Source organism: Salmonella sp. 32020114201800008SM (assembly GCF_017572025.1).
Classification (GTDB): Bacteria; Pseudomonadota; Gammaproteobacteria; order Enterobacterales; family Enterobacteriaceae; genus Salmonella; species Salmonella enterica.
In genome coordinates this window covers 24,703-47,044 of the sequence record NZ_JAGEQM010000005.1, presented here as the reverse complement: position 1 = coordinate 47,044, position 22,342 = coordinate 24,703, and the positions used below count along the sequence as shown (strand labels likewise).

At 55.1% G+C, this 22,342-nt stretch carries 18 protein-coding genes; 12 read left to right on the top strand and 6 right to left on the bottom strand.

What is annotated here, in order from left to right:
- Window positions 1-7 precede the first annotated feature (7 nt).
- The 12 genes from J4613_RS14450 to trpS all read left to right on the top strand — a co-directional run bounded on the left by J4613_RS14450 (window position 8) and on the right by trpS (window position 10,293).
- Window positions 8-787 carry a hypothetical protein gene (locus tag J4613_RS14450; RefSeq protein ID WP_000874738.1) on the top strand — a complete coding sequence of 260 codons (780 nt, stop codon included), beginning with the start codon at window positions 8-10 and terminating at the stop codon, window positions 785-787.
- A complete protein-coding gene (locus tag J4613_RS14445) occupies window positions 787-1,326 on the top strand; it encodes a PilN domain-containing protein (protein ID WP_000951390.1) in 540 nt (179 codons plus the stop codon). Before J4613_RS14450 ends, J4613_RS14445 begins: the two co-directional genes overlap by 1 nt.
- Window positions 1,310-1,783 (top strand): hypothetical protein, encoded by a 474-nt coding sequence (locus tag J4613_RS14440; protein ID WP_111742219.1) that lies wholly within the window; start codon window positions 1,310-1,312, stop codon window positions 1,781-1,783. The genes J4613_RS14445 and J4613_RS14440 overlap by 17 nt, the downstream gene beginning before the upstream one ends.
- Entirely contained in the window at window positions 1,773-2,174 is a 402-nt protein-coding gene (locus J4613_RS14435) for a HofP DNA utilization family protein (protein ID WP_000868833.1), read from the top strand. Before J4613_RS14440 ends, J4613_RS14435 begins: the two co-directional genes overlap by 11 nt.
- On the top strand, window positions 2,089-3,327 hold the full coding sequence (gene hofQ, locus J4613_RS14430) for a DNA uptake porin HofQ (protein WP_000832811.1): 1,239 nt from the start codon (window positions 2,089-2,091) through the stop codon (window positions 3,325-3,327). The genes J4613_RS14435 and hofQ overlap by 86 nt, the downstream gene beginning before the upstream one ends.
- A gap of 464 nt (window positions 3,328-3,791) precedes the next feature.
- On the top strand, window positions 3,792-4,313 hold the full coding sequence (gene aroK / locus J4613_RS14425; protein WP_000818621.1) for a shikimate kinase AroK: 522 nt from the start codon (window positions 3,792-3,794) through the stop codon (window positions 4,311-4,313).
- Between the two features lie 56 nt (window positions 4,314-4,369).
- The gene (aroB, locus tag J4613_RS14420; protein WP_111742220.1) at window positions 4,370-5,458 is read left to right on the top strand and encodes a 3-dehydroquinate synthase; all 1,089 of its coding nucleotides are present in this window, start codon (window positions 4,370-4,372) and stop codon (window positions 5,456-5,458) included.
- 97 nt (window positions 5,459-5,555) lie between these two features.
- On the top strand, window positions 5,556-6,833 hold the full coding sequence (gene damX, locus J4613_RS14415) for a cell division protein DamX (protein WP_111742221.1): 1,278 nt from the start codon (window positions 5,556-5,558) through the stop codon (window positions 6,831-6,833).
- 180 nt (window positions 6,834-7,013) lie between these two features.
- Window positions 7,014-7,850, top strand: a complete 837-nt coding sequence (dam, locus tag J4613_RS14410) for an adenine-specific DNA-methyltransferase (protein ID WP_000742132.1) — start codon at window positions 7,014-7,016, stop codon at window positions 7,848-7,850.
- 17 nt (window positions 7,851-7,867) lie between these two features.
- Window positions 7,868-8,545 carry a ribulose-phosphate 3-epimerase gene (gene rpe / locus J4613_RS14405; protein ID WP_000816286.1) on the top strand — a complete coding sequence of 226 codons (678 nt, stop codon included), beginning with the start codon at window positions 7,868-7,870 and terminating at the stop codon, window positions 8,543-8,545.
- Complete coding sequence (gph, locus tag J4613_RS14400; RefSeq protein WP_023237395.1) at window positions 8,538-9,296, top strand: phosphoglycolate phosphatase; 759 nt, start codon at window positions 8,538-8,540, stop codon at window positions 9,294-9,296. The genes rpe and gph overlap by 8 nt, the downstream gene beginning before the upstream one ends.
- Window positions 9,289-10,293, top strand: coding sequence for a tryptophan--tRNA ligase (gene trpS, locus J4613_RS14395; protein ID WP_000165562.1), 1,005 nt, complete (start codon window positions 9,289-9,291; stop codon window positions 10,291-10,293). Before gph ends, trpS begins: the two co-directional genes overlap by 8 nt.
- A gap of 143 nt (window positions 10,294-10,436) precedes the next feature.
- Here trpS and J4613_RS14390 read toward each other — a convergent pair whose 3' ends face one another.
- From J4613_RS14390 to nirB, 6 genes are all read right to left on the bottom strand, one after another.
- On the bottom strand, window positions 10,437-10,607 hold the full coding sequence (locus tag J4613_RS14390) for a YhfL family protein (protein WP_000472323.1): 171 nt from the start codon (window positions 10,605-10,607) through the stop codon (window positions 10,437-10,439).
- Between the two features lie 192 nt (window positions 10,608-10,799).
- Window positions 10,800-16,634 (bottom strand): autotransporter adhesin BigA, encoded by a 5,835-nt coding sequence (gene bigA, locus J4613_RS14385; protein ID WP_111742222.1) that lies wholly within the window; start codon window positions 16,632-16,634, stop codon window positions 10,800-10,802.
- A gap of 328 nt (window positions 16,635-16,962) precedes the next feature.
- The gene (cysG, locus tag J4613_RS14380; protein WP_000349897.1) at window positions 16,963-18,336 is read right to left on the bottom strand and encodes a siroheme synthase CysG; all 1,374 of its coding nucleotides are present in this window, start codon (window positions 18,334-18,336) and stop codon (window positions 16,963-16,965) included.
- An 11-nt stretch (window positions 18,337-18,347) separates the two neighbouring features.
- On the bottom strand, window positions 18,348-19,157 hold the full coding sequence (gene nirC, locus J4613_RS14375; RefSeq protein WP_000493569.1) for a nitrite transporter NirC: 810 nt from the start codon (window positions 19,155-19,157) through the stop codon (window positions 18,348-18,350).
- A gap of 265 nt (window positions 19,158-19,422) precedes the next feature.
- Window positions 19,423-19,749, bottom strand: a complete 327-nt coding sequence (gene nirD / locus J4613_RS14370; RefSeq protein WP_000084814.1) for a nitrite reductase small subunit NirD — start codon at window positions 19,747-19,749, stop codon at window positions 19,423-19,425.
- On the bottom strand, window positions 19,746-22,289 hold the full coding sequence (gene nirB, locus J4613_RS14365) for an NADPH-nitrite reductase large subunit (protein WP_000049250.1): 2,544 nt from the start codon (window positions 22,287-22,289) through the stop codon (window positions 19,746-19,748). Before nirB ends, nirD begins: the two co-directional genes overlap by 4 nt.
- Between the last annotated feature and the right edge of the window lie 53 nt (window positions 22,290-22,342).

The window sequence follows — 22,342 nt, the reverse complement described above, 5'->3', positions numbered from 1 at the left end:
GACCGTTATGGCTTTTAAAACCTGGCAAATAGGATTGCATATTCAGCAGCATGAAGCGCTGGCCATCGCCGTTATTCGCGGCGCATCGGGCTGGTCCCTGCAACGTTGGTGGCGACTGCCGCTAATGAACGCCTCCACGGCAGAGGGTACGATTCCTGACCCGCAATCGCTGGCTCACGTACTGCGACCCTGGAGCCGCGAGCTGCCGCTACGTCACCGTATTTATCTCTCTTTTCCCGCAAATCGGACATTGCAACGCGCTTTTCCACATCCGCCGATGCGTCTGCGGGAACGTGAGCAAGTCGCATGGCTTTCACAAACGATGGCGCGTGAGCTGGATATGGATCCGGACTTATTGCGTTTCGACTTTCAGGACGATGCGCTGAGCCCTGCGTTCAACGTTACCGCCGTGCAAAGCAAAGAAATTTCAGCGCTGTTAACGCTGGCGCAAACGCTCAATGTGCGCATCGCTGCTGTAACGCCCGATGCCTGCGCGCTACAGCGCTTGCTGCCGTTTATACCTTCGGGGCGGCAATGTCTGGTCTGGCGCGATGAGAGCCAGTGGCTGTGGGCGACGCGCTATGCGTGGGGACGTAAATCGGCGCGAGAGGCGATGACGCTGCATGACCTTGCCGCGACGTTATCCGTCGTGCCGGAACATATTTCGTTATGCGCCGAAGGCGAATTCGACCCCTGGCGCGCCGTTACCGTCCGCCAACCGCCGGTTCCGCCGGACGGTTATCGCTTTGCGATTGCGCTGGGTTTAGCCATGGGGGAGATACGCTGATGGCGCATTCTGTCAATTTGCTCCCCTGGCGGCGCCAACATTACGTAGCGCGTCTGCGGCTGTGGTGCGTGGTATGGGGCGCATCCCTGCTGCTGATAGCAAGCCTCGCGACGATCGCCCGGTTGGTTTTTTGGCAGGAGGGGAGGATTAATGAACTGCTACTGACGGCGGAAAACGGACGCACGACGGCGCTTGCGGCGAACATACCGCAGTTGCAGCAGCGTCAGCGGCAGCAACAGGCGCGATTACAACGTCAGGCGCAGCGTGAACTGACGCAAGCCTGGCAATCTATCTTGACTGACCTTGCCAACCTGTTGCCAGAGCAGGCATGGCTGACAAGTCTCAATTATCAGCAAGAGACGCTAGAGCTGGAAGGGCTGGCGAGAACGTTTGACGCCCTGCTCACGCTTGAAACATCGCTTCGTCACTATGTCAGTTTTCCGCTAAACCGCACGGGCGCCACGCGGCAGGATGCGCAAGGGCGCTGGCAGTTCCATTATCAGTTAACGAGGAGCGCCGCCCGTGAACGCGCTCTTTGATCTCTGGTACGGGATGTCGCGCCGTGGTCGGGTTTTTTGTTGGTGTGCAGGCGTGCTGTGCCTGACGCTGACGGTTGCGTTATATGTGGGCTATCCCGGCTGGAAAACGTTGGATACGCAACAAACGCGGTTAAGCCAGCAGCGCGAGGCCGCCCGGCAACAGTGGCGTCATCTGCGCCGTCTGAGCGTCGCGGCTGAACCGCTGTTCGGGCGCACCGTGGAAAATCCGCGTCCTTTTTCGCCGTTAGATTTCCAGGCGCCTCCCCTGCGTTTGCTGCACTGGCAGCCATCGGCGCAGGGGGGAGAAATGGCGCTGAAAACGTCCTGGGATGCGGTGCCGTCGCTGTTTGTCCGGTTAGCCGAAAGCGAGATGAGCGTAAGTCGGTTTTCATTGCGTAGAGAGGGGGCGGAATTATTGATAACGCTGCAACTGGAGCGCCTGGCGAATGAAGGTTAGCCGCGGTGTATTGCTCTGTTTTTGTTTGCTGACGTTGACGGGAATGCGCGATCCCTTCCGCCCGCCGGAAGATCGCTGCCGGATAGCCGAACTCTCGCAGTGGCGATATCAGGGCGCGGTGCGTAAAGGCGAGCGATGGACAGGCATTCTTAAAGATAGTCAGCAAAAATGGCGACGAGTGGAAGAAGGGCAGACGCTGGAAAACGGTTGGACGATTGTCCGCCTGACGGCGGAAGCCTTAACGTTAACGACCGGTAAAAATTGTGCGCCGCCGCAGTGGCGGTGGCTACGTCAGGGAGCGGACAATGAAGCGATGGATAGCCATAATACTGATAGCCTTGATGCCCGCCGCGCAGGCGGGAAAAGCGGCGAAAGTGACGCTAGTGGTTGATGACGTCCCTGTGGTGCAGGTTTTGCAGACTTTAGCCGAGCAGGAGCGGCAGAATCTGGTGGTGTCGCCGGACGTCAGCGGGACATTATCGCTACATCTGACGGATGTGCCGTGGAAACAGGCGCTACAGACGGTGGTCAATAGCGCGGGGCTGGTGCTACGTCAGGAGGGGAATATTCTCCATGTTCATTCACAGGCCTGGCAGAAAGAACACAGTGCGCGGCAGGATGCCGAGCGGTTAAGGCTTCAGGCTAATTTACCGCTGGAAAACCGCAGCATTAGCCTGCAATACGCCGATGCCGGCGAACTGGCGAAAGCGGGCGAGAAACTCCTGAGCGCGAAGGGAACCATCATGGTAGATAAGCGCACCAACCGCCTGCTGTTGCGCGATAACCGCGCGGCCCTGGCGGAGCTGGAAAAATGGGTATCGCAAATGGATCTGCCGGTGGCGCAGGTGGAGCTGGCGGCGCATATCGTCACCATTAACGAAAAGAGTCTACGGGAACTGGGCGTAAAGTGGACGCTGGCTGACGCGACGCAAGCGGGCGCGGTGGGTGACGTGACGACGCTTTCCAGTGATTTATCCGTCGCCGCCGCCACCTCACGCGTCGGGTTTAACATCGGGCGCATTAACGGACGCTTGCTGGATCTGGAGCTGTCAGCGCTGGAGCAAAAGCAGCAGTTGGATATTATCGCCAGCCCCCGGCTGCTGGCTTCCCATCTGCAGCCAGCCAGTATCAAGCAAGGCAGCGAAATTCCTTATCAGGTTTCCAGCGGCGAAAGCGGCGCGACCTCCGTGGAATTTAAAGAAGCGGTGCTGGGGATGGAGGTGACGCCCACCGTTTTGCAAAAAGGGCGCATCCGCCTGAAGTTACATATCAGCCAGAATGTTCCCGGTCAGGTACTACAACAGGCTGACGGCGAAGTGCTGGCGATAGATAAACAGGAAATTGAAACGCAGGTAGAGGTAAAAAGCGGCGAGACGCTGGCGCTGGGCGGTATTTTTTCGCGAAAAAATAAATCGGGTAGCGATAGCGTGCCGCTGTTGGGGGATATTCCCTGGCTTGGTCAGCTCTTCCGCCATGACGGCAAAGAGGACGAGCGACGCGAATTAGTGGTGTTTATCACCCCCAGACTGGTGGCGACAGAATAATTTATGCATAAAAAAGCGCTGTTTTTGCACTGAACGCATCTGCGGGATTTGACGTGCGGATGTATTTAGCATACAAGGAGTACCGATTTGAGAGTCGTGCTTTTCGTTGCTTACGCATTGATTAATGCGCTTTGCCTTGCCGAAGGTGTGCATAAGACCGATGATAAACGGCTGAATGTCCGCTGATGCAGACGTATTGGTTCTGCGGATTGCGCGCAATTGTTTGAAAGTAGAGCAATTTGTAGGCCGGATATGTTGTTCTGGTCGCCATCCGGCAACGCTAACTCGGGTTTTGCAACAATCAGGCTTGGTGATTTATTCAGTTGCCAAACCCGCTTGAGTATTGAGATAATTTTCAGTCTGACTCTCGCAATATCTTATGAGGTTTCAGTTCATGTCCTGCTGCGCTGGGTGTCTGTGAAGCGGGTTTACCATTAACGAATAGTCTTAGTAGTACCGAAAAAATGGCAGAGAAACGCAATATCTTTCTGGTTGGGCCTATGGGTGCCGGAAAAAGCACTATTGGGCGCCAGTTAGCTCAACAACTCAATATGGAATTTTACGATTCTGATCAAGAGATTGAGAAACGAACCGGAGCTGATGTGGGCTGGGTCTTCGATGTTGAAGGTGAAGACGGCTTCCGTAATCGTGAAGAAAAAGTTATCAACGAATTGACGGAAAAACAGGGTATTGTGCTGGCAACCGGCGGTGGCTCTGTAAAATCGCGTGAAACGCGTAACCGTCTCTCCGCGCGTGGCGTCGTGGTCTACCTTGAAACGACCATCGAAAAACAACTGGCGCGCACGCAGCGTGATAAAAAACGCCCGCTGTTGCAGGTTGAAGCACCGCCTCGCGAAGTTCTGGAAGCGCTGGCTAACGAACGCAATCCGCTGTACGAAGAGATTGCCGACGTCACCATTCGCACCGACGATCAAAGCGCTAAGGTTGTGGCAAACCAGATTATTCATATGCTGGAAAGCAACTAATTCAAGCAGAATACGCTGGGTAAGCGGGCACAAGTAACTAAGGTGGATGTCGCGTCATGGAGAGGATTACAGTCACTCTCGGGGAACGTAGTTACCCGATCACCATCGCGGCTGGTTTGTTTAACGAACCAGCTTCATTCTTGCCGCTGAAATCAGGCGATCAGGTCATGTTAGTGACCAACGAAACCCTGGCGCCGCTTTATCTGGACAAGGTTCGCGGCGTACTCGAACGGGCGGGCGTTAACGTAGACAGCGTGATTCTTCCTGACGGCGAGCAGTATAAGAGCCTGACGGTGCTGGATACGGTGTTTACGGCGTTACTGAAAAAACCGCATGGTCGTGATACCACTCTGGCCGCGCTTGGCGGCGGCGTGATTGGCGATCTCACCGGTTTTGCGGCGGCCAGCTACCAGCGAGGCGTTCGTTTCATCCAGGTGCCAACTACCTTACTGTCGCAGGTTGATTCTTCCGTGGGCGGGAAAACCGCCGTCAACCATCCCCTTGGCAAAAACATGATTGGCGCGTTTTACCAACCCGCTTCTGTGGTTGTCGATCTTGATTGCCTGAAAACGCTTCCCGCACGCGAACTGGCATCGGGACTGGCAGAGGTGATCAAATACGGCATTATACTCGACGCAGACTTCTTCACCTGGCTTGAGGGTAATCTGGATGCGCTATTGCGTCTGGACGGCCCGGCGATGGCGTACTGTATTCGTCGTTGTTGCGAGCTGAAAGCCGAAGTTGTTGCCGCCGACGAGCGTGAAGCGGGCTTACGTGCTTTACTGAATCTTGGGCATACCTTTGGCCACGCCATTGAAGCGGAAATGGGATATGGCAATTGGTTACATGGTGAAGCCGTTGCCGCAGGTATAGTGATGGCTGCGCGCGCATCCGAGCGTTTGGGGCAGTTCAGTTCTGCTGATACGCAGCGCATCATCGCGCTACTCGAACGGGCCGGGTTGCCAGTCAATGGCCCTTGCGAGATGTCCGCGCAGGACTATTTGCCGCACATGCTGCGAGATAAAAAAGTGTTAGCGGGGGAGCTGCGTTTAGTGCTTCCGCTGGCCATAGGGAAAAGTGAAGTGCGCGGCGGAGTGTCGCACGAAGTCGTTCTTAGCGCGATTGCTGACTGTCAGCAGGCGTAACAACAAGAAAGGTCAGACTGATATTGCGTAGCTGTCAGTCTTTTAGCTTCAGGTTATGTGCAATGTCGTAAGCATTAACCTTTGAGTGGGGTGTTAAATGGATGAATTCAAACCAGAAGACGAGCTGAAACCCGATCCCAGCGATCGTCGTACTGGTCGTTCTCGTCAATCTTCAGAACGCGATAGTGAACCGCAGATCAACTTTGATGACGTTGATCTGGATGCCGACGATCGCCGTCCGACGCGTACGCGTAAAGCGCGTAGTGAAGAACCTGAAGTTGAAAAAGAGTACGAATCCGATGAAGACGATACGGTGGACGAAGAGCGTGTTGAACGCCGCCCACGTAAGCGTAAAAAAGCGGCCCATAAGCCAGCCTCTCGTCAGTACATGATGATGGGCGTTGGCGTACTGGTGCTGCTGCTGTTGATTATCGGTATCGGCTCCGCGCTGAAAGCCCCCTCAACGTCTTCCAGCGAGCCGTCGGCCTCTGGCGAAAAGAGTATCGATCTTTCCGGTAACGCCGCCGACCAGGCGAATGCGACCCAGCCTGCGCCGGGCGCCACCTCCGCAGAACAAACCGCGGGCAATACGTCGCAGGATATTTCGTTGCCGCCGATTTCTTCAACGCCGACGCAGGGACAGTCGCCTGTGGTCGCTGACGGTCAGCAGCGCGTGGAAGTGCAGGGCGATCTGAATAATGCGCTGACGCAGAATCCAGAGCAGATGAACAATGTTGCGGTGAACTCTACGTTGCCGACAGAGCCTGCAACCGTCGCGCCAGTTCGCAATGGCAGCACGACGCGTCAGGCGGCGGTTAGCGAACCTGCCGAGCGTCATACCACGCGTCCGGAACGTAAACAGGCCGTCATTGAACCTAAGAAACCGCAGACCACGGCGAAAACCACCACTGCGGAACCGAAGAAACCGGTCGCGCCAGTGAAACGCACGGAACCGGCAGCGCCAGCCGCGACGCCGAAAGCGACCACCACGACGGCTGCGCCGACAGCGACGGCAAGCGCTGCGCCGGTACAAACCGCGAAGCCAGCGCAAGCCTCGACGACGCCTGTCGCAGGCGGCGGGAAAAGCGCCGGCAACGTTGGCGCATTAAAGAGCGCGTCATCCAGCCACTACACATTGCAGCTCAGTAGTTCTTCAAATTACGACAACCTGAACGGTTGGGCGAAGAAAGAGAACCTGAAAAATTATGTGGTATACGAGACGACGCGTAATGGACAACCGTGGTATGTGCTGGTAACGGGGATGTATGCTTCGAAAGAAGATGCTAAACGTGCGGTGTCCACCTTACCTGCCGATGTGCAGGCGAAAAACCCGTGGGCAAAACCGTTGCATCAGGTTCAGGCCGATCTGAAATAATCCAGGCTGTGTCCTGCAATTGCCTGTGAGTGTCGCTGACAGCTATTTTTGTTCAGGACAGGCGCGAGGGGCGCATTTGCTACCGTCAAATGCGCCGTAAAGCAACGCGGCACAGCCTAAAGCGCAGGATGCTGTCGGAGCTTTCTCCACAGCCGGAGAAGGTGTAATTAGTTAGTCAGCATGAAAAAAAATCGCGCTTTTTTGAAGTGGGCAGGGGGAAAATACCCTCTGCTTGATGATATCAAACGACATTTGCCAAAAGGCGAGTGCCTTGTCGAACCTTTTGTGGGTGCCGGATCGGTGTTTCTTAACACCGACTTTTCTCGTTATATCCTCGCCGATATCAACAGCGACCTTATTAGCCTCTATAACATCGTGAAGTTACGTACTGACGAGTATGTACAGGCTTCGCGCGAGCTGTTTATGCCTGAAACTAACCAGGCTGAGGTCTATTACCAACTCCGTGAGGAGTTCAACACCTGCCAGGACCCCTTTCGTCGGGCGGTACTGTTTTTATATCTGAACCGCTACGGTTATAACGGACTCTGTCGCTATAACTTACGCGGGGAATTTAATGTACCGTTTGGTCGTTATAAAAGACCTTACTTCCCGGAAGCGGAGTTGTACCACTTTGCAGAAAAAGCGCAGAATGCGTTCTTTTACTGTGAGTCATACGCAGACAGTATGGCGCGTGCGGACAAGTCGTCGGTGGTCTATTGCGATCCGCCTTATGCGCCGTTGTCCGCCACGGCTAACTTCACAGCGTATCACACCAATAGTTTTAGCCTGACGCAACAAGCGCATCTGGCGGAAATCGCTGAGAATCTGGTCAGTAACCGGATACCGGTGCTCATTTCCAACCATGATACGGCGCTCACACGCGAGTGGTATCAACTCGCAAAATTGCATGTCGTCAAAGTTAGACGCAGTATAAGCAGCAACGGCGGCACACGTAAAAAGGTGGACGAACTGCTGGCTCTGTACCAACCAGGAGTCGCAACGCCTGCAAGAAAATAATTCTCAAGGAGAAGCGGATGAAACAGTATTTGATTGCCCCCTCAATTCTGTCGGCTGATTTTGCTCGCCTGGGTGAAGACACCGCCAAAGCGCTGGCTGCCGGTGCTGATGTTGTACACTTTGACGTCATGGATAATCACTATGTGCCGAACCTGACTATCGGCCCGATGGTGCTGAAATCCCTGCGTCAGTACGGTATTACCGCGCCTATTGATGTCCACCTGATGGTCAAGCCAGTCGACCGTATCGTGCCCGACTTCGCCGCCGCTGGCGCGAGCATCATTACCTTTCACCCGGAAGCCTCCGAACATGTTGACCGCACGCTACAGTTGATTAAAGAACACGGCTGTAAAGCGGGGCTGGTATTCAACCCGGCAACGTCGCTCAGCTATCTCGATTACGTCATGGACAAACTGGATGTGATCCTGCTGATGTCCGTGAACCCAGGCTTCGGCGGCCAGTCTTTTATTCCGCAGACGCTGGATAAACTGCGCGAAGTGCGTCGCCGCATTGATGCCTCCGGTTACGACATTCGCCTGGAAGTGGACGGCGGCGTGAAGGTGAACAATATCGGCGAGATCGCCGCAGCAGGTGCGGACATGTTTGTTGCGGGGTCGGCAATTTTCGATAAACCCGACTACAAAAAAGTAATTGATGAAATGCGCAGTGAGCTGGCAAAGGTAAGTCATGGATAAGTTGCAGAATATTCGGGGCGTCGCCTTTGATCTTGACGGTACGCTGGTGGATAGCGCGCCGGGTCTTGCTGCGGCGGTGGATATGGCGCTGTATGCGCTGGAACTGCCGGTCGCGGGCGAGGAGCGCGTGATTACCTGGATTGGTAACGGCGCAGACGTATTGATGGAACGCGCGCTGGCCTGGGCTCGCGAGGAGCGCGCCACGCTGTGTAAGACGATGGGTAGACCGCTCGTTGATGAAGATATTCCTGCCGAGGAACAGGTACGCATTCTGCGTAAGCTGTTCGACAGGTATTATGGCGAAGTGGCGGAAGAGGGCACCTTTTTATTTCCGCATGTCGCCGACACGCTGGGCGCGCTGCACGCCAGCGGATTGTCATTAGGTCTGGTGACGAATAAGCCGACGCCGTTCGTCGCGCCGTTGCTGGAATCGCTTGATATCGCCAAATACTTTAGTGTGGTTATCGGCGGCGATGATGTGCAAAATAAGAAGCCGCATCCGGAGCCGCTGTTGCTGGTGGCAAGCCGGCTGGGCATGATGCCGGAGCAGATGCTTTTTGTCGGCGATTCGCGTAATGATATTCAGGCTGCAAAAGCGGCGGGCTGCCCTTCGGTTGGCCTGACATACGGCTACAATTATGGCGAAGCGATCGCCCTTAGCGAGCCGGACGTCATTTATGACAGTTTTAACGATCTTTTGCCCGCACTTGGGCTTCCGCATAGCGATAACCAGGAAATAAAAAATGACTAAGCCCATCGTTTTTAGTGGCGCACAGCCCTCAGGTGAATTGACCATTGGCAACTATATGGGGGCATTGCGTCAGTGGGTAAACATGCAGGATGACTATCATTGCATCTACTGCATCGTAGACCAACATGCTATTACCGTACGTCAGGACGCGCAGCAGCTACGTAAAGCGACGCTGGATACGCTGGCGCTGTACCTGGCATGTGGTATTGATCCTGAAAAGAGCACTATTTTCGTTCAGTCCCATGTGCCGGAACATGCGCAGCTTGGCTGGGCGCTGAACTGTTATACCTATTTCGGCGAGCTGAGCCGTATGACGCAGTTTAAAGATAAATCTGCGCGCTATGCGGAAAACATTAACGCCGGCCTGTTTGATTACCCGGTGCTGATGGCGGCAGACATTCTGTTGTACCAAACTAATCTGGTGCCGGTAGGCGAAGATCAGAAGCAGCATCTGGAACTGAGCCGCGATATCGCCCAGCGTTTTAACGGGCTGTATGGCGATATTTTCAAAGTACCGGAACCGTTTATTCCAAAATCCGGCGCGCGCGTGATGTCGCTGCTGGAGCCGACGAAGAAAATGTCCAAATCGGACGATAACCGTAATAACGTGATCGGCCTGCTGGAAGATCCGAAATCGGTAGTGAAGAAAATCAAACGTGCGGTCACTGACTCCGACGAGCCGCCGGTAGTACGTTATGATGTGAAAGAGAAAGCGGGTGTCTCTAACCTGCTGGATATTCTTTCCGCCGTGACCGGTCAGAGCATTCCTGAGCTGGAAAAACAGTTTGAAGGTAAGATGTATGGCCATTTGAAAGGTGAAGTGGCGGAGGCGGTTTCCGGAATGCTGTCTGAGTTGCAGGAGCGCTATCACCGTTTCCGCAACGACGAAGCGTTCTTGCAGAAGGTGATGAAAGACGGGGCGGAAAAAGCCAGCGCACGTGCGGCCGAAACGCTGAAAGCAGTTTACGAAGCCATTGGCTTTGTGGCGAAACCGTAACGGTAATTGCTTGCCCGATGGCGCTAGCTTATCGGGCCTGCCAACGAACGTAAGTTGGACAAGGCACCTGTGCCGTACCGTTTATCAGAACTGTAAAAAAACCGGGAAATCCCGGTTTTTTTGTATCTGCGCAGTCGTTTCTATTATTGATCGGCAGCCGGGCCGCAACCGCCAATAATTTTAGAAATAGAAATTGCAGGGTGCAGCAAATAATCGTAGCTGCAGTTATTTTTTTTGTTTTCGATATGACCAGTACAGGCGGTAAGCGTCGCCAGAACCCCTGCCACAACGGCAATTTTTACAAATTTAAACATTTCAAAATCCTTGTTGATAAAACGAGCACTACTGATGGAATAAATATAAGATCTATTTAGCGTATAGTACGATAGCAATTATTAAACTATACAGGTAGTCCAAATAAGGACTTTATCTTTACCAGGGGATATGATTTAAAAAGGCCGCTTAATAATAAGCGGCCTGTATTAGTGTTATATAATGTCGTTTATTTAACGAAATGTTTTCTTAACGTTAAGCATAAAGCCTTTATCGCTGATACTGTCTTCCTTCCACTGGTATGCATCCAGATGTAGCGCGGTATCATTGCTGCTATATTTCACGCCGATGGTTGCCAGGCCATTAATGCCGCCGCCTTTTTGACCGTCATCCACGCCGAACGATTGACCCGCCGCACCCTGTAATGACGCTGTACGCTGGCTCTTGCTGTAGCTCAGGTTCGGGCCGCCTTCCAGGGTAGCGGTGGCGCTCCAGCCGTCTTTCCCGGCGTAATCCAGCTTCAGGCCGACAATAGAGTCTACCGCCGTTTCGTTGCCAGAGTTCATGGACAGGTTAAAATCTCCGGCGCTGCGCTCTTTGTAGCCTCCTTCCATGGTGTGACGGAATTTCACCCCGGCATACGGCGTGACTTTCAGCGTATCACTCATCATGGTGAAAGTTTTCGCCCCTTCACTGCGAAACTCAAGGTACTGCTGACGCATGTCGGAATCGGCAATTTTGTTGACATCGCCATAAGCGACAGAACGGCTGCTGTCGAGGTTGTGCACGTCATAACGCAGGCTGTTGTTCCACGCCAGACCTTCATCAAACGCCATGCTGTGCTTCAGGCCAAAGAACTGGCTGTAGCCGCCGGTCAGGCCGTTGTCGCCCGCTTTTTCTGAACCATCGCCGTCCAGACGGGCAATACCGTATTCCAGCGTCAGGTTCTGGTTTTCGGTTAAGTCCAGTTTCTGGCGCAGCGCCAGCATGTCGTACTGGGTATCGTTACCCAGCTCGGCGCGCGGGTCGCCTTTCGCCACCACGTTAAACGCCAGACCATCTTTGATCTGCGGCGCAGCGTCGGCCAGCATGGTAAAGCGGTTGCTGAGTACACGCGCTTCGCGGAATACGGTCGTCGCCTGAGCACCGCTGACCTGCTTAAGCGCGCTGTTCAGTTCGGCGGTGGTGCCAACGTTAAGGCTGGTGTACAGCTCGTTGTTGGTGTAACCGGCGTCCAGCGCCTGCGCCACATCATTAACGCTGCTGTCGGTCGCCACATCGGCGTAGGCGTTTTTGGTCATGGTGACGTCAACGTTGCCGCTGGCATCGGTGCTACCCTGGGCGTTCCACACCACGCTGGTGGAGGTGATGTTGTCCGCGCCCTGGATATTGCTGCCGGTGAAGGCGTTATCCACCACCACGGTGGTCTCCGCCGTGCCGCTGGTAAAGCCGGTATCCACCTTCACGTTGTCGCCAATCACCAGATTGTTGGCTTTCAGCGTACCGGAACTGCCGTCGGCGTTGGTGCCGACAATATAGTTGGAGAGCTGCTGCGGCGCGTTGGGATCCGCTGGCGGCGTGGGGATGCTGCCCTCGGTCGGGGCGGTAGTCGCATCCGGGATGACGATGTCCGCTGTCCCGTTATGGTCGTTCTGCGTGCCCGTAGTACCCGGCGCGTAGATGTCGCAGCCGCTGTCGCACAGCAGGTTGATTTCGCCGTTGTTGATGATGGCTTTGGTCTTGCCGCCAAACGCATACGAGTCATCCGCGTAAACGTTGATCACGCCGTCTGCGGTGTTGTTTATGGTGGTGGCATTACCGTTGCCCTTGATGCCGATAAGCCCGGTGCCGTTGGTGCCGTCCTCCTTGCCCTGCTCGGTGCCGACGTTGATGGTGCCGCTGTTGACCAGGTTAATTACATAACTGCTGGTGCCGCCGCTAATCGCCACGGCGTTATCGCCCTGCACGTTGATAGTGCCCTGGTTGCCGAAGTTATAGCCGCGGCCCAAATTGATTAGCGGCGCATCCGGGTTAATACCGTTAATCACGCCGGTTGCGGTGTTCCAGATCCATTTGGGGTCATTGCTGCCGTTGACCGTGGTGATGGCGCTGTAACCGTTAGTGGCGGTGATGGTGCCGCTGTTCACCTGGGTCAGCGAATCGTTGGCGCGCGTCAGATTGATGATGGTGTTCTCGCCGCCTTCCACCGCGCTGCCGCTGTTGGTAAGCGTTGCGTCCTCTTCGTTATAGAAATAGAAGCTGCCGCTGACCAGCGATTTGCCATCTTCCGCCACCGTCATATCGCCAGTATTGACGATTTCCTGCTGGTAGCTGGTGCCCGCTATGGAGCCGGTGAAATCGCCGTTATTGTAAAAAGTGACGTCGCCATTAAGGGTTAACAGATCGGTGGTGATGCTGCCGTCCGCTTCATTAAAGAGGCTGTGCCAGGTGGAAATAGCGTCCGCGTCCAGCGTCCCGTAGTTAGCCAGCGCGTTAGCCCCGCCGTTAATCGTCACGGTGCCGTTGACGGTGAGCGAGGCGCCCGCTTCGTTGTACAGCCAGCCCCCGTTAACGTCCACATCGCCGTTCAGGGTTTCAGTACCGTAGTTGGCCAGCGTACCGGCGGTGAAGAAACCTGTGTCGGAGGTCCTGGTGTCGCTGTCGCCGCTGCCGGGCAGAGACTGAATCCAGATTTTGTCCGTTGGCGTGCCGCCCATGTGTGAATCAGTATCATCCATCGGGCTGCCGTTAAGGTTGATAGAGCCGTTATTGATGATGTAGCTGGAACTGTCGCTCAGAAACGCCTGGCCGTAATCGGCGTCGATGTTAATCACGCCGCTGGTGTCGTTGATGACGACGCCGCCGTTGAGCGCCGCCATCCCGACCAGCTCGTTTGCCTGGCCGGTCACGCCGTCATCGGCGGTCAGGGTGATCACGCCCTGGTTAATGGCGGTGCCGCCATTAAGCGCCATCATGCCGAACCCGGCGTTGTTGACGGTAATGTTGCCGGTGTTGATGGCGGTGGCGTCGCCATCGGCATCGGTGGAACCCGCCACCATTCCTGAGCTGGTGAGATAGAGCGATGATGGCTGCCAGTAGCTGGTGCTGGTGATGTTATTTTCATCGTCCAGCGTCGGGACAAGGCCATCCAGATAGATATCGCCTTCGTTTAGTGCTTTACCTCGGCTGGCGGTAACGCCATATACACCTGCCCCCTGCAAATGGATCGTGGCGCCCTCATCGTTAACGACATCGCCATAATCCGAAGCCATCATGGCGTAAAAGGTGTGGGTGTACCATTTCAATGGGTATACTTCAATACCGCCACTGCCCTGCGGCGTCTGATCAGAAATGAGGGTGATATCGCCGCCGGCTTTGTTATGAACAGCCGATCCCTCGCCACTAGCCCTTGTGATGGCTGCACGATCCTCACTACTGTTGCTACTGGTCGCGTAGACCAGAATATCTCCGCTGTTGCTGACTTCCGAGCCGTTATCTGCGCGAATGACGGAATACACGCCATGGCTTGTAATATCGCCTTTATTTTCAATTGATGTGCCTTCGCCATCAGCCATCAGCAACGCGTTGTAGGTGTAATAGCCTGTGGGTATATAACTGACATTAACGTCAACAACTGAGTCATCACCCAGAATCAGGGAGCCGCCGTTGTTGACCCGCGCCAGTACAACGTGCCCCCCCACTACCGTGTTGGTATCAATGGTAGAATGACCGTTTAGCGTAACGTTACTGTTACCGCTGACGCTGATGCCGGTAATGTCTGCAGAGGTTCCATCAAGTGGATATTCACTGTGGGTGATATTAATACCGCCGCCAATCTCAACGTCGTTATCATCACCTGTTACGCTCAGGCCAACAACGTCCAGGTATTGTCCGCCGGTGGCGGACAGATCGTTGTCATCAATATTCAGCGCGCCATTAAGGGTAACGGTATTGCCGTTACCGCCGACGACAACGCCGGTTAACGGGGGAGCCCCGGCAGCCAGATCATCCTGCCCGTAGTCGGCGCTGATATTTACGTTGCCGGTGATATCAACGGCGTTGCTGTCGCCGCTCACGCTCACCCCTGTCGCTGAGCTAAACACGCCTTCGCTGTCCTGGACTGAGACAACGTTAATATCGCCATCCAGCGTAACCTGCGACATATCGCCGCTCACCAGCGCGCCGGTGCCGTTAAGGCTGACGTCAATATCCCCTTTGTTTTTGAAGGTGTTTTTTTCGCCTGCAACCACAAAACCCACCGAGTCCGCATCACGTACGGTGGCGTTGCCGGTATTTTTTGCTTCATTTCCGGTGCCATAGGTGATGATGCCCATCGCGCCGTCGGTGACCAGCAGATCGCCCGCCTGGGTCAGGCTGCCGTTGTCGCCGTTGATAATCACGGCGGCAGAGCCCGCGCCATCCACCGCGATATCACCGGTATTGGTGGTATGGGCGTCGTCGCCGTCAATGCGCGTACCGACGGCGCCGCCGGAGATAGTCTGATTACCTTCGTTGATAACGAGCGCGTTGTCGCCTTCGATATACAGCGCCGTGGCGTCTGCGCCGCTGACGGTAGTGCTCCCGGCGTTATCGATAACCACGTTGTCGCCGGTAATGTGGCCGCCGGTGCCGCCGTCGGTGATGGTCATATCACCGTCATTGTTGACGCGGGCGTTATTGCCGTCAATGACGGTGCCGGTGGAGCCTGCGCCGCTGATGTTAGAGGTACCGGTATTCTTAATCGTGGCGTTGTCGCCGTCGATGATGATGGCGGTGCCGCCGCCGCTCACGGCAATGTCACCGGCGAAATTGGTGGTGGTGCCGTTGCCGGAAATCAGCGCGCCGGTGGCGTTGTCCACCGTTGAGTGGCCCGAAATGGTGTTGGTAGTGCCGTCACCGGAGATAACCATGCCAGTGGCGCCGTCGGTCACACTGGAGTCCCCGGTGAGCGTGTTGACGGTTCTATCGCCGGAAATAATCACGCCGGTGCGATCCTGGCCGCTGATATCCATGCCGCGATCGGAATTATGCGCCTGGTCATCGCCGCTGATAACGGTGGTGTTATCGTCGGCAATAATCAGATAGCCCCGGCTGTCGTACTTCCAGTAGAGACCGTTTTCCTGGGTGCCTTCAATCACGGCGGCATTGGCGTCGGTCACGTCCCAGCCGGTGACGTTCAGCGTTTTACCGTCCGCGGTGGTGAGCTGCCACTGGTAGTCCTGTTCTGAATAATTCCACACGGCACCCTCAAGAACGCTGCCGTTATCCAGTTTGAAGCTGTCGAAGGTCAGGGTGTCTTTGCCTTTATCGATGGTGACGCCGTTGCTGAAGGTAATAACAGAGTCATCTGGGGGCGTGTCGTCGTCATCGCCGCTATCATCGGGCGGGGTTACATCGTCATCGCCGCTATCATCGGGTGGGGTCACATCGTCATCGCCGCTATCGTCGGGCGGGGTTACATCGTCATCGCCGCTATCGTCAGGCGGGGTCACATCGTCATCGCCGCTATCGTCGGGCGGGGTCACATCGTCATCGCCGCTATCGTCGGGCGGGGTTACATCGTCATCGCCGCTATCATCAGGCGGGGTTACATCGTCATCGCCGCTATCGTCGGGCGGGGTTACATCGTCATCGCCGCTATCGTCGGGTGGGGTCACATCATCATCGCCGCTATCATCGGGTGGGATCACATTGTCATCGCCGCCATCGTCAGGCGGGGTGACGTTGCCGCCATCGTCGGGTGGGGTAACGTCGCCGCCATTATCGGGCGTAGGGGGGGTATAAGAATGATTAGAATCTCCGCCACCGTTATTTTCAACGCCAATAGCCACACCTGCGACCAGTGCAGCAACGCCGCCAGCAACCCAGCCCCAGTGATTATCATTTTCAGGTGTAGCAAGGCAGGTCGGTGAGAGTTTTGCGCGTTTTTCTTTAGGCAGGGAGGAGATATTACTGGGACATTCTTTTTCATCATCGTTATTTTCTGCGGCGATGGCCGGAATGTAATAACTTTGTAGCGTTAAAGCGATAGCGATAGAAATAAGTTTTTTCTTTTGCATAGGGTTCATCCTTAATTAATATTTTCCTTGCGTACTAAACATATGCAGAGAGCGATACAGGCAATGATGAAATGGCCAGAAGAAAAATTATGCTTTAGTGTTTATTTTATCACCCGATAACCAGGTCAGGTCAAATTGAGTGCTTAACGGTGTTATTTATTGTATGAATGAATAAGGGGTGAATTTGACGAGTAAAAGGGTTTTTAGGCAGAATTATTACTATTTAAATTTTTCTGGTGTATTTAAAGTTGATTTCTTAATTCACTTTTAAGTAAAAATAATTTGAGATTACGAGTAGTTGTAAAATAAAGCCCTGTTATTCAGGGCTTTATTTTAATTAATAATTAGAGAACCAATTTAATTTATCGCGTAAGCCAACGACCCGGCCAACGATAATCAGCGCCGGGCTTTCAACCTGTTGCGCTAATTCACCAAGCTGCGTCAGCACACCGTGGACGACGCGTTGCTTCACGGAGGTACCGTTTTCTACCAGCGCAACCGGCATATCGGCCTGCATACCGAATGCGATCAGTTTTTCCTGGATAGTCGCTGCCTGATTCAGCCCCATGTAGAACACCAGCGTCTGTTTTTCTGCCGCCAGGTTTTCCCAGTCCAGCTCGCCGCCGGTTTTCAGGTGACCCGTGACCAGACGTACGCTTTGTGCGTAATCGCGATGGGTTAGCGGAATACCGGAGTAGGCGGAGCAGCCGGAAGCCGCGGTAATCCCCGGCACTACCGAGAAAGGAATACCGGCATGACACAGCGTTTCCAGCTCTTCGCCGCCGCGACCAAAGATAAAGGGATCGCCGCCTTTCAGGCGTACCACGCGTTTACCTTTTTGCGCTTCACGCAGCAGGATCTGGTTGATTTCTTCCTGTGGGACGCAGTGGTAACCCGCGCGTTTCCCCACAAAGACCCGATCGGCATCGCGGCGTACCAGGTTCATAATGTCGTCGGAGACGAGGCGATCGTAAACCACGATATCCGCCTGTTGGATTTGTTGTAACCCTTTCAGCGTCAGCAGTCCGGCATCGCCCGGCCCGGCGCCGACCAGCACGACTTCGCCACGGTGATCCAGCGGTTCGCTAAACAGGCGTTCGGTTGTCGCGTTAACCGCTTTCTCATCGGCATTCGCCAGCGACTGCGCCAGCCGGTCATTGACGAAAAATTTTTCCCAGAAGCGACGACGCTCGCCCATCGTGGCAAACTGCTTTTTCACTCGGGCGCGGAGTTGCCCGGCATAGCGCGCGACCTGCCCCAGATGCTGCGGCAGCAGCGATTCCAGTTTCTCGCGCAGCAGACGCGCCAGCACCGGGGAGGTGCCGCCCGAGGAGACGGCGACCATCAGCGGCGAGCGGTCAATAATGGAGGGCATGATAAAGCTGGCGGCTTTCGGCGCATCCACCACGTTGCAAAAGATACGGCGTGACTCCGCCGCGTCGCTGACGCGCTGGTTGACGGTATCGTCGTCAGTGGCCGCGATCGCCAGCCAACACGAGTCGAGAAGCGTTTCGTCGAACGGTCCCTCAACCAGAGTCAACATGCCTTCATTTGCCCATACGGTGAACTGTGGAATAAAGGTTAGCGCATTGACCGTTAAACGTGCGCCTGCTTCCAGCAGTAACCGTGCTTTGCGTTCTGCGACATCGCCACCGCCGACGATCAGACAGTCGCGGTCGCGTAATTGACAAAATATAGGCAAATGGTCCACGACATTACCCCTTAATTATTGGCAGCAGCCTCAGGCTGATTGATTTTTGCCGGAGCCGGACGCTCCGATTTTGGCGTAGCATACCAATAACCCAATCCCATGAATACGACACCGGACAAAGTATTACCGAGTGTCACCCACAACAGGTTATGACCAATTCCGGCCAGGGTATAGGCGTCGCTGTGATGACCAAACCAGGAGAGGGCGAACAGCGTCATATTCGCGACGGAGTGCTCGTAGCCGGAAGCGATAAACGCCAGCAGACACCACCAGATAGCAAGAAATTTTGCCGTGCCTTCGGTGCGGATTGCCATCCAGATTGCCAGACAAACCAGCCAGTTACACAGCGCGCCTTTGAAGAACAGTACCGTGGCGGGCGCGGTGGTTTTCGCCAGCGCGACTGAGTGAACGATGCTGGTATCGACCGGCAATAAACTGCCGCCGCCCCAGCTGTAAAGCAGGGCGACAAACACGGAACCGACCAGGTTGCCGAGCCAGGTTTGCGGCAGGATAGCCCACATTTGACCGTGGCTGATGGTGCCTGCTTTGACGCCCAGCGTCAGGAACATGGTGTGGCCGGTAAACAGTTCGGAACCGGCGATGATGACCAGCGTTAAGGCGATACCGAAGGTCGCTCCCATCACCAAAGGACGCACGGACGGGTCGAGCAGATTGCCGAGGGTGAAAATAAGAATGATACCGAGACCGACATAAGCCCCGGCCATTGCCGAACTGACCCAGAAGCCGAGCGGATTATTCGCCGACAGGCGTGCGATGCGCGCAGCGTTAGCCGCACACTTATTAATAGTGTCTGTAAACATTTGATTATCCTTTTCTCACTTCATCCTTTGCACTGCCTCTTTGTTGGCTGCCCTCGCTCACCCCAGTCACATAGTGAACTATGCTCCTGGGGATTAATGAGGGACATCCTTGTCCCTCACCGAAGGCAGCCAGCGGCTGTTCAAATTCGTTCCTGACGAATTTGTTGCTCAGTTGCCGCCGCGATGCAGTACAAATGATTTTGTGATAACAATTAAAATGAAAAAAAATACAAAAAAGGGGAGGCGTTGCGCCTCCCAAAAATAATTAACCGCGCAACTGCACCACGCCGTCTTTCACCCGCGCGTCGTAATGTTTCACAGAGAACTGCTCATCTTCCATGCACAAACCATCGCTCAGGCGGAAGCGCTGCTTTTTCAACGGGCTGGCGACCCACAGTTCGCCCTGGTGTTCCGCAATCAGCCCACGAGACAGCACGCTGGCCTCAAAGAACGGGTCGATGTTGCTGATCGCGAACACCTGATCGCTATGGTAAGGACGGAAAATTGCCACCTGCTCGCCGCCTGACAGCGCGCAGACGCCGGTTCCCGGCAGGATGTCATCGATTTTGCAGATGTTTTGCCACTGACTCATGCGTTTTCCTCCACCAGAGTGACCGGGATACGTTCATACGGCGTGGCCGGACGATGCTGTTCACGTTCAGGCACAACCTGGACGTTCGGGTCGCGTTTGTCGCTGTTGATAAAGTGCTTAAAGCGAACCTGTGCGGATGGGGTGTTAACGGTTTCTGTCCACTCGCAGACCACCGCTGCGCGCAGGCGCGCCATCTCTTCTTCCAGATGTTCGTTCAGGCCCAGCTTATCGTCGATGATGACCGATTTCAGATACTCGATGCCGCCTTCCAGATTATCCAGCCACGGCGCGGTACGGGTCAGTTTGTCGGCAGTACGGATGTAGAACATCATAAAGCGGTCGAGGTACTTGATCAGCGTTTCGCGATCGAGATCGGCTGCCAGCAGATCCGCATGACGCGGTTTCATCCCGCCGTTACCACAGACGTACAGGTTCCAGCCTTTCTCAGTGGCGATGATACCCACATCTTTACCCTGCGCTTCCGCACATTCACGGGTACAGCCGGAGACGCCGAACTTCATTTTGTGCGGGGTGCGAATGCCTTTGTAGCGGTTTTCCAGCTCCACGCCGAAACCGACGCTGTCGCCCACGCCGTAGCGGCACCAGGTGCTGCCGACGCAGGTTTTCGCCATCCGCAGCGCTTTGGCGTACGCGTGACCGGTTTCGAAACCGGCTTCAATCAACTGACGCCAGATTTCCGGCAGATCGTCTTTTTGCGCGCCAAACAGACCGATACGCTGAGAACCGGTAATTTTGGTATAGAGGTTAAACTCGCGGGCGATACGCCCCACGGCCACCAGGCCTTCCGGGGTGATTTCACCGCCCGCCGAGCGCGGGATCACCGAGTAGGTGCCGTCTTTCTGGATATTCGCCAGGAAGTTATCGTTAGTATCCTGTAGCGGCGTGTGCTGCGGTTTGAGGATGTATTCGTTCCAGCACGACGCCAGCAGCGAACCGACGGTCGGCTTACACACTTCGCAGCCGTAGCCTTTACCGTGTTTCGCCAGCAGTTCTTCAAAGGTTTTGATACCTTCCACGCGGATTAAGTGGAACAGTTCCTGACGAGAATAAGCAAAGTGCTCGCACAGGTTGTTGTTGACTTCAATACCCTGTTTCGCCAGTTCGGCGTTCAGTACCTGCGTCACCAGCGGGATGCAGCCGCCGCAGCCGGTTCCGGCTTTGGTTTCCGCTTTCAGCGCCGCCACGGTATGGCAGCCTTTATTGATAGCGGCGATCAGATCGCCTTTAGTCACATCGAAGCAGGAGCAGATCTGCGCGCTGTCCGGCAGTTTATCCACGCCGATAGCGGGTTTACCACTGCCCGCGTGCGACGGCAGGATCAGCGAATCCGGGTTTTCCGGCAGTTCGATGGCGTTTAGTACCAGTTGCAGCAAATTGCCGTAATCGCTGGTGTCGCCGACCAGTACTGCGCCGAGCAGCGTTTTGTTATCTTCGCTGACAATTAGACGTTTGTAGACTTCTTTGCTTTCATCGAGGTAAACGTAACTACGCGCGCCCGGCGTGCGGCCATGCGCGTCGCCGATGCCGCCGACGTCCACGCCCAGCAGCTTCAACTTGGCGCTGAGATCCGCCCCTTCAAAGGCGTTTTCACTGCCGAGGATATGGTCAACGGCGACCTGGGCCATTTTATAGCCTGGTGCGACCAGACCGTAAACGCGGTTGTTCCAACTGGCGCACTCGCCGATAGCGTAGATATCTGGGTCAGACGTCTGGCAGGTGTCGTTAATCACGATCCCGCCGCGCTGCGCGACGGCCAGACCGCACTGGGTAGCCAGCTTGTCGCGGGGGCGAATACCGGTAGAGAAGACGATGAAATCGACTTCCAGCTCGCTGCCGTCGGCAAAACGCATAGTCTTACGCGCTTCGTTACCCTGCTGAACAATCTCTTGCGTGTTTTTACTGGTGTGTACACGCACGCCCATGCTTTCGATCTTGCGACGTAGCTGCTCACCGCCCATCTGATCGAGCTGTTCCGCCATCAGCATTGGCGCAAATTCAATGACGTGGGTTTCCACGCCGAGGTTTTTCAGCGCACCGGCGGCTTCCAGCCCCAGCAGACCGCCGCCGACCACCGCCCCGCGCTTGCTGCGACGGGCGCAGGCTTCGATAGCGTTGAGGTCTTCAATGGTACGGTAAACGAAGCAATCCTGGGTTTCGGAGCCTTTAATCGGCGGGATCCACGGATAGGAACCGGTCGCCATGATCAGCTTGTCATAATAAACGGTACGACCCGCGCTGGAGTGAATCACTTTCTCCTGACGGTTAATGGTAATTGCGCGTTCGCCAACCAGTACCTTTACGCCGTGCTTCTCGTAAAATCCTTCACGCACCAGAGAGAGCTCTTCCGCGGTGTGGTGAGAGAAGTAGGATGACAGGTGGACACGGTCATAGGCTTTACGGGGTTCTTCACAGAACACGGTAATGTCGAACAGGCTAGCGTCGGATTTATCAAGGAGATCCTCAATAAAGCGGTGGCCGACCATGCCATTACCGATAATAGCGAGTCTGACTTTGCTCATTTTTGCCTCGATTTCTTTTCTATTACCGCCTACCTTAACGATTCAGCAACCCC

Bases quoted from the DNA above. Each gene is read 5' to 3' on its own strand.
- J4613_RS14450 (WP_000874738.1), top strand. From the start codon at position 8: ATGGCTTTTAAAACCTGGCAAATAGGATTGCATATTCAGCAGCATGAA.
- J4613_RS14445 (WP_000951390.1), top strand. From the start codon at position 787: ATGGCGCATTCTGTCAATTTGCTCCCCTGGCGGCGCCAACATTACGTA.
- J4613_RS14435 (WP_000868833.1), top strand. From the start codon at position 1,773: ATGAAGGTTAGCCGCGGTGTATTGCTCTGTTTTTGTTTGCTGACGTTG.
- hofQ (WP_000832811.1), top strand. From the start codon at position 2,089: ATGAAGCGATGGATAGCCATAATACTGATAGCCTTGATGCCCGCCGCG.
- aroK (WP_000818621.1), top strand. From the start codon at position 3,792: ATGGCAGAGAAACGCAATATCTTTCTGGTTGGGCCTATGGGTGCCGGA.
- aroB (WP_111742220.1), top strand. From the start codon at position 4,370: ATGGAGAGGATTACAGTCACTCTCGGGGAACGTAGTTACCCGATCACC.
- damX (WP_111742221.1), top strand. From the start codon at position 5,556: ATGGATGAATTCAAACCAGAAGACGAGCTGAAACCCGATCCCAGCGAT.
- dam (WP_000742132.1), top strand. From the start codon at position 7,014: ATGAAAAAAAATCGCGCTTTTTTGAAGTGGGCAGGGGGAAAATACCCT.
- rpe (WP_000816286.1), top strand. From the start codon at position 7,868: ATGAAACAGTATTTGATTGCCCCCTCAATTCTGTCGGCTGATTTTGCT.
- gph (WP_023237395.1), top strand. From the start codon at position 8,538: ATGGATAAGTTGCAGAATATTCGGGGCGTCGCCTTTGATCTTGACGGT.
- trpS (WP_000165562.1), top strand. From the start codon at position 9,289: ATGACTAAGCCCATCGTTTTTAGTGGCGCACAGCCCTCAGGTGAATTG.
- J4613_RS14390 (WP_000472323.1), bottom strand. From the start codon at position 10,607: ATGTTTAAATTTGTAAAAATTGCCGTTGTGGCAGGGGTTCTGGCGACG.
- bigA (WP_111742222.1), bottom strand. From the start codon at position 16,634: ATGAACCCTATGCAAAAGAAAAAACTTATTTCTATCGCTATCGCTTTA.
- nirC (WP_000493569.1), bottom strand. From the start codon at position 19,157: ATGTTTACAGACACTATTAATAAGTGTGCGGCTAACGCTGCGCGCATC.
- nirD (WP_000084814.1), bottom strand. From the start codon at position 19,749: ATGAGTCAGTGGCAAAACATCTGCAAAATCGATGACATCCTGCCGGGA.
- nirB (WP_000049250.1), bottom strand. From the start codon at position 22,289: ATGAGCAAAGTCAGACTCGCTATTATCGGTAATGGCATGGTCGGCCAC.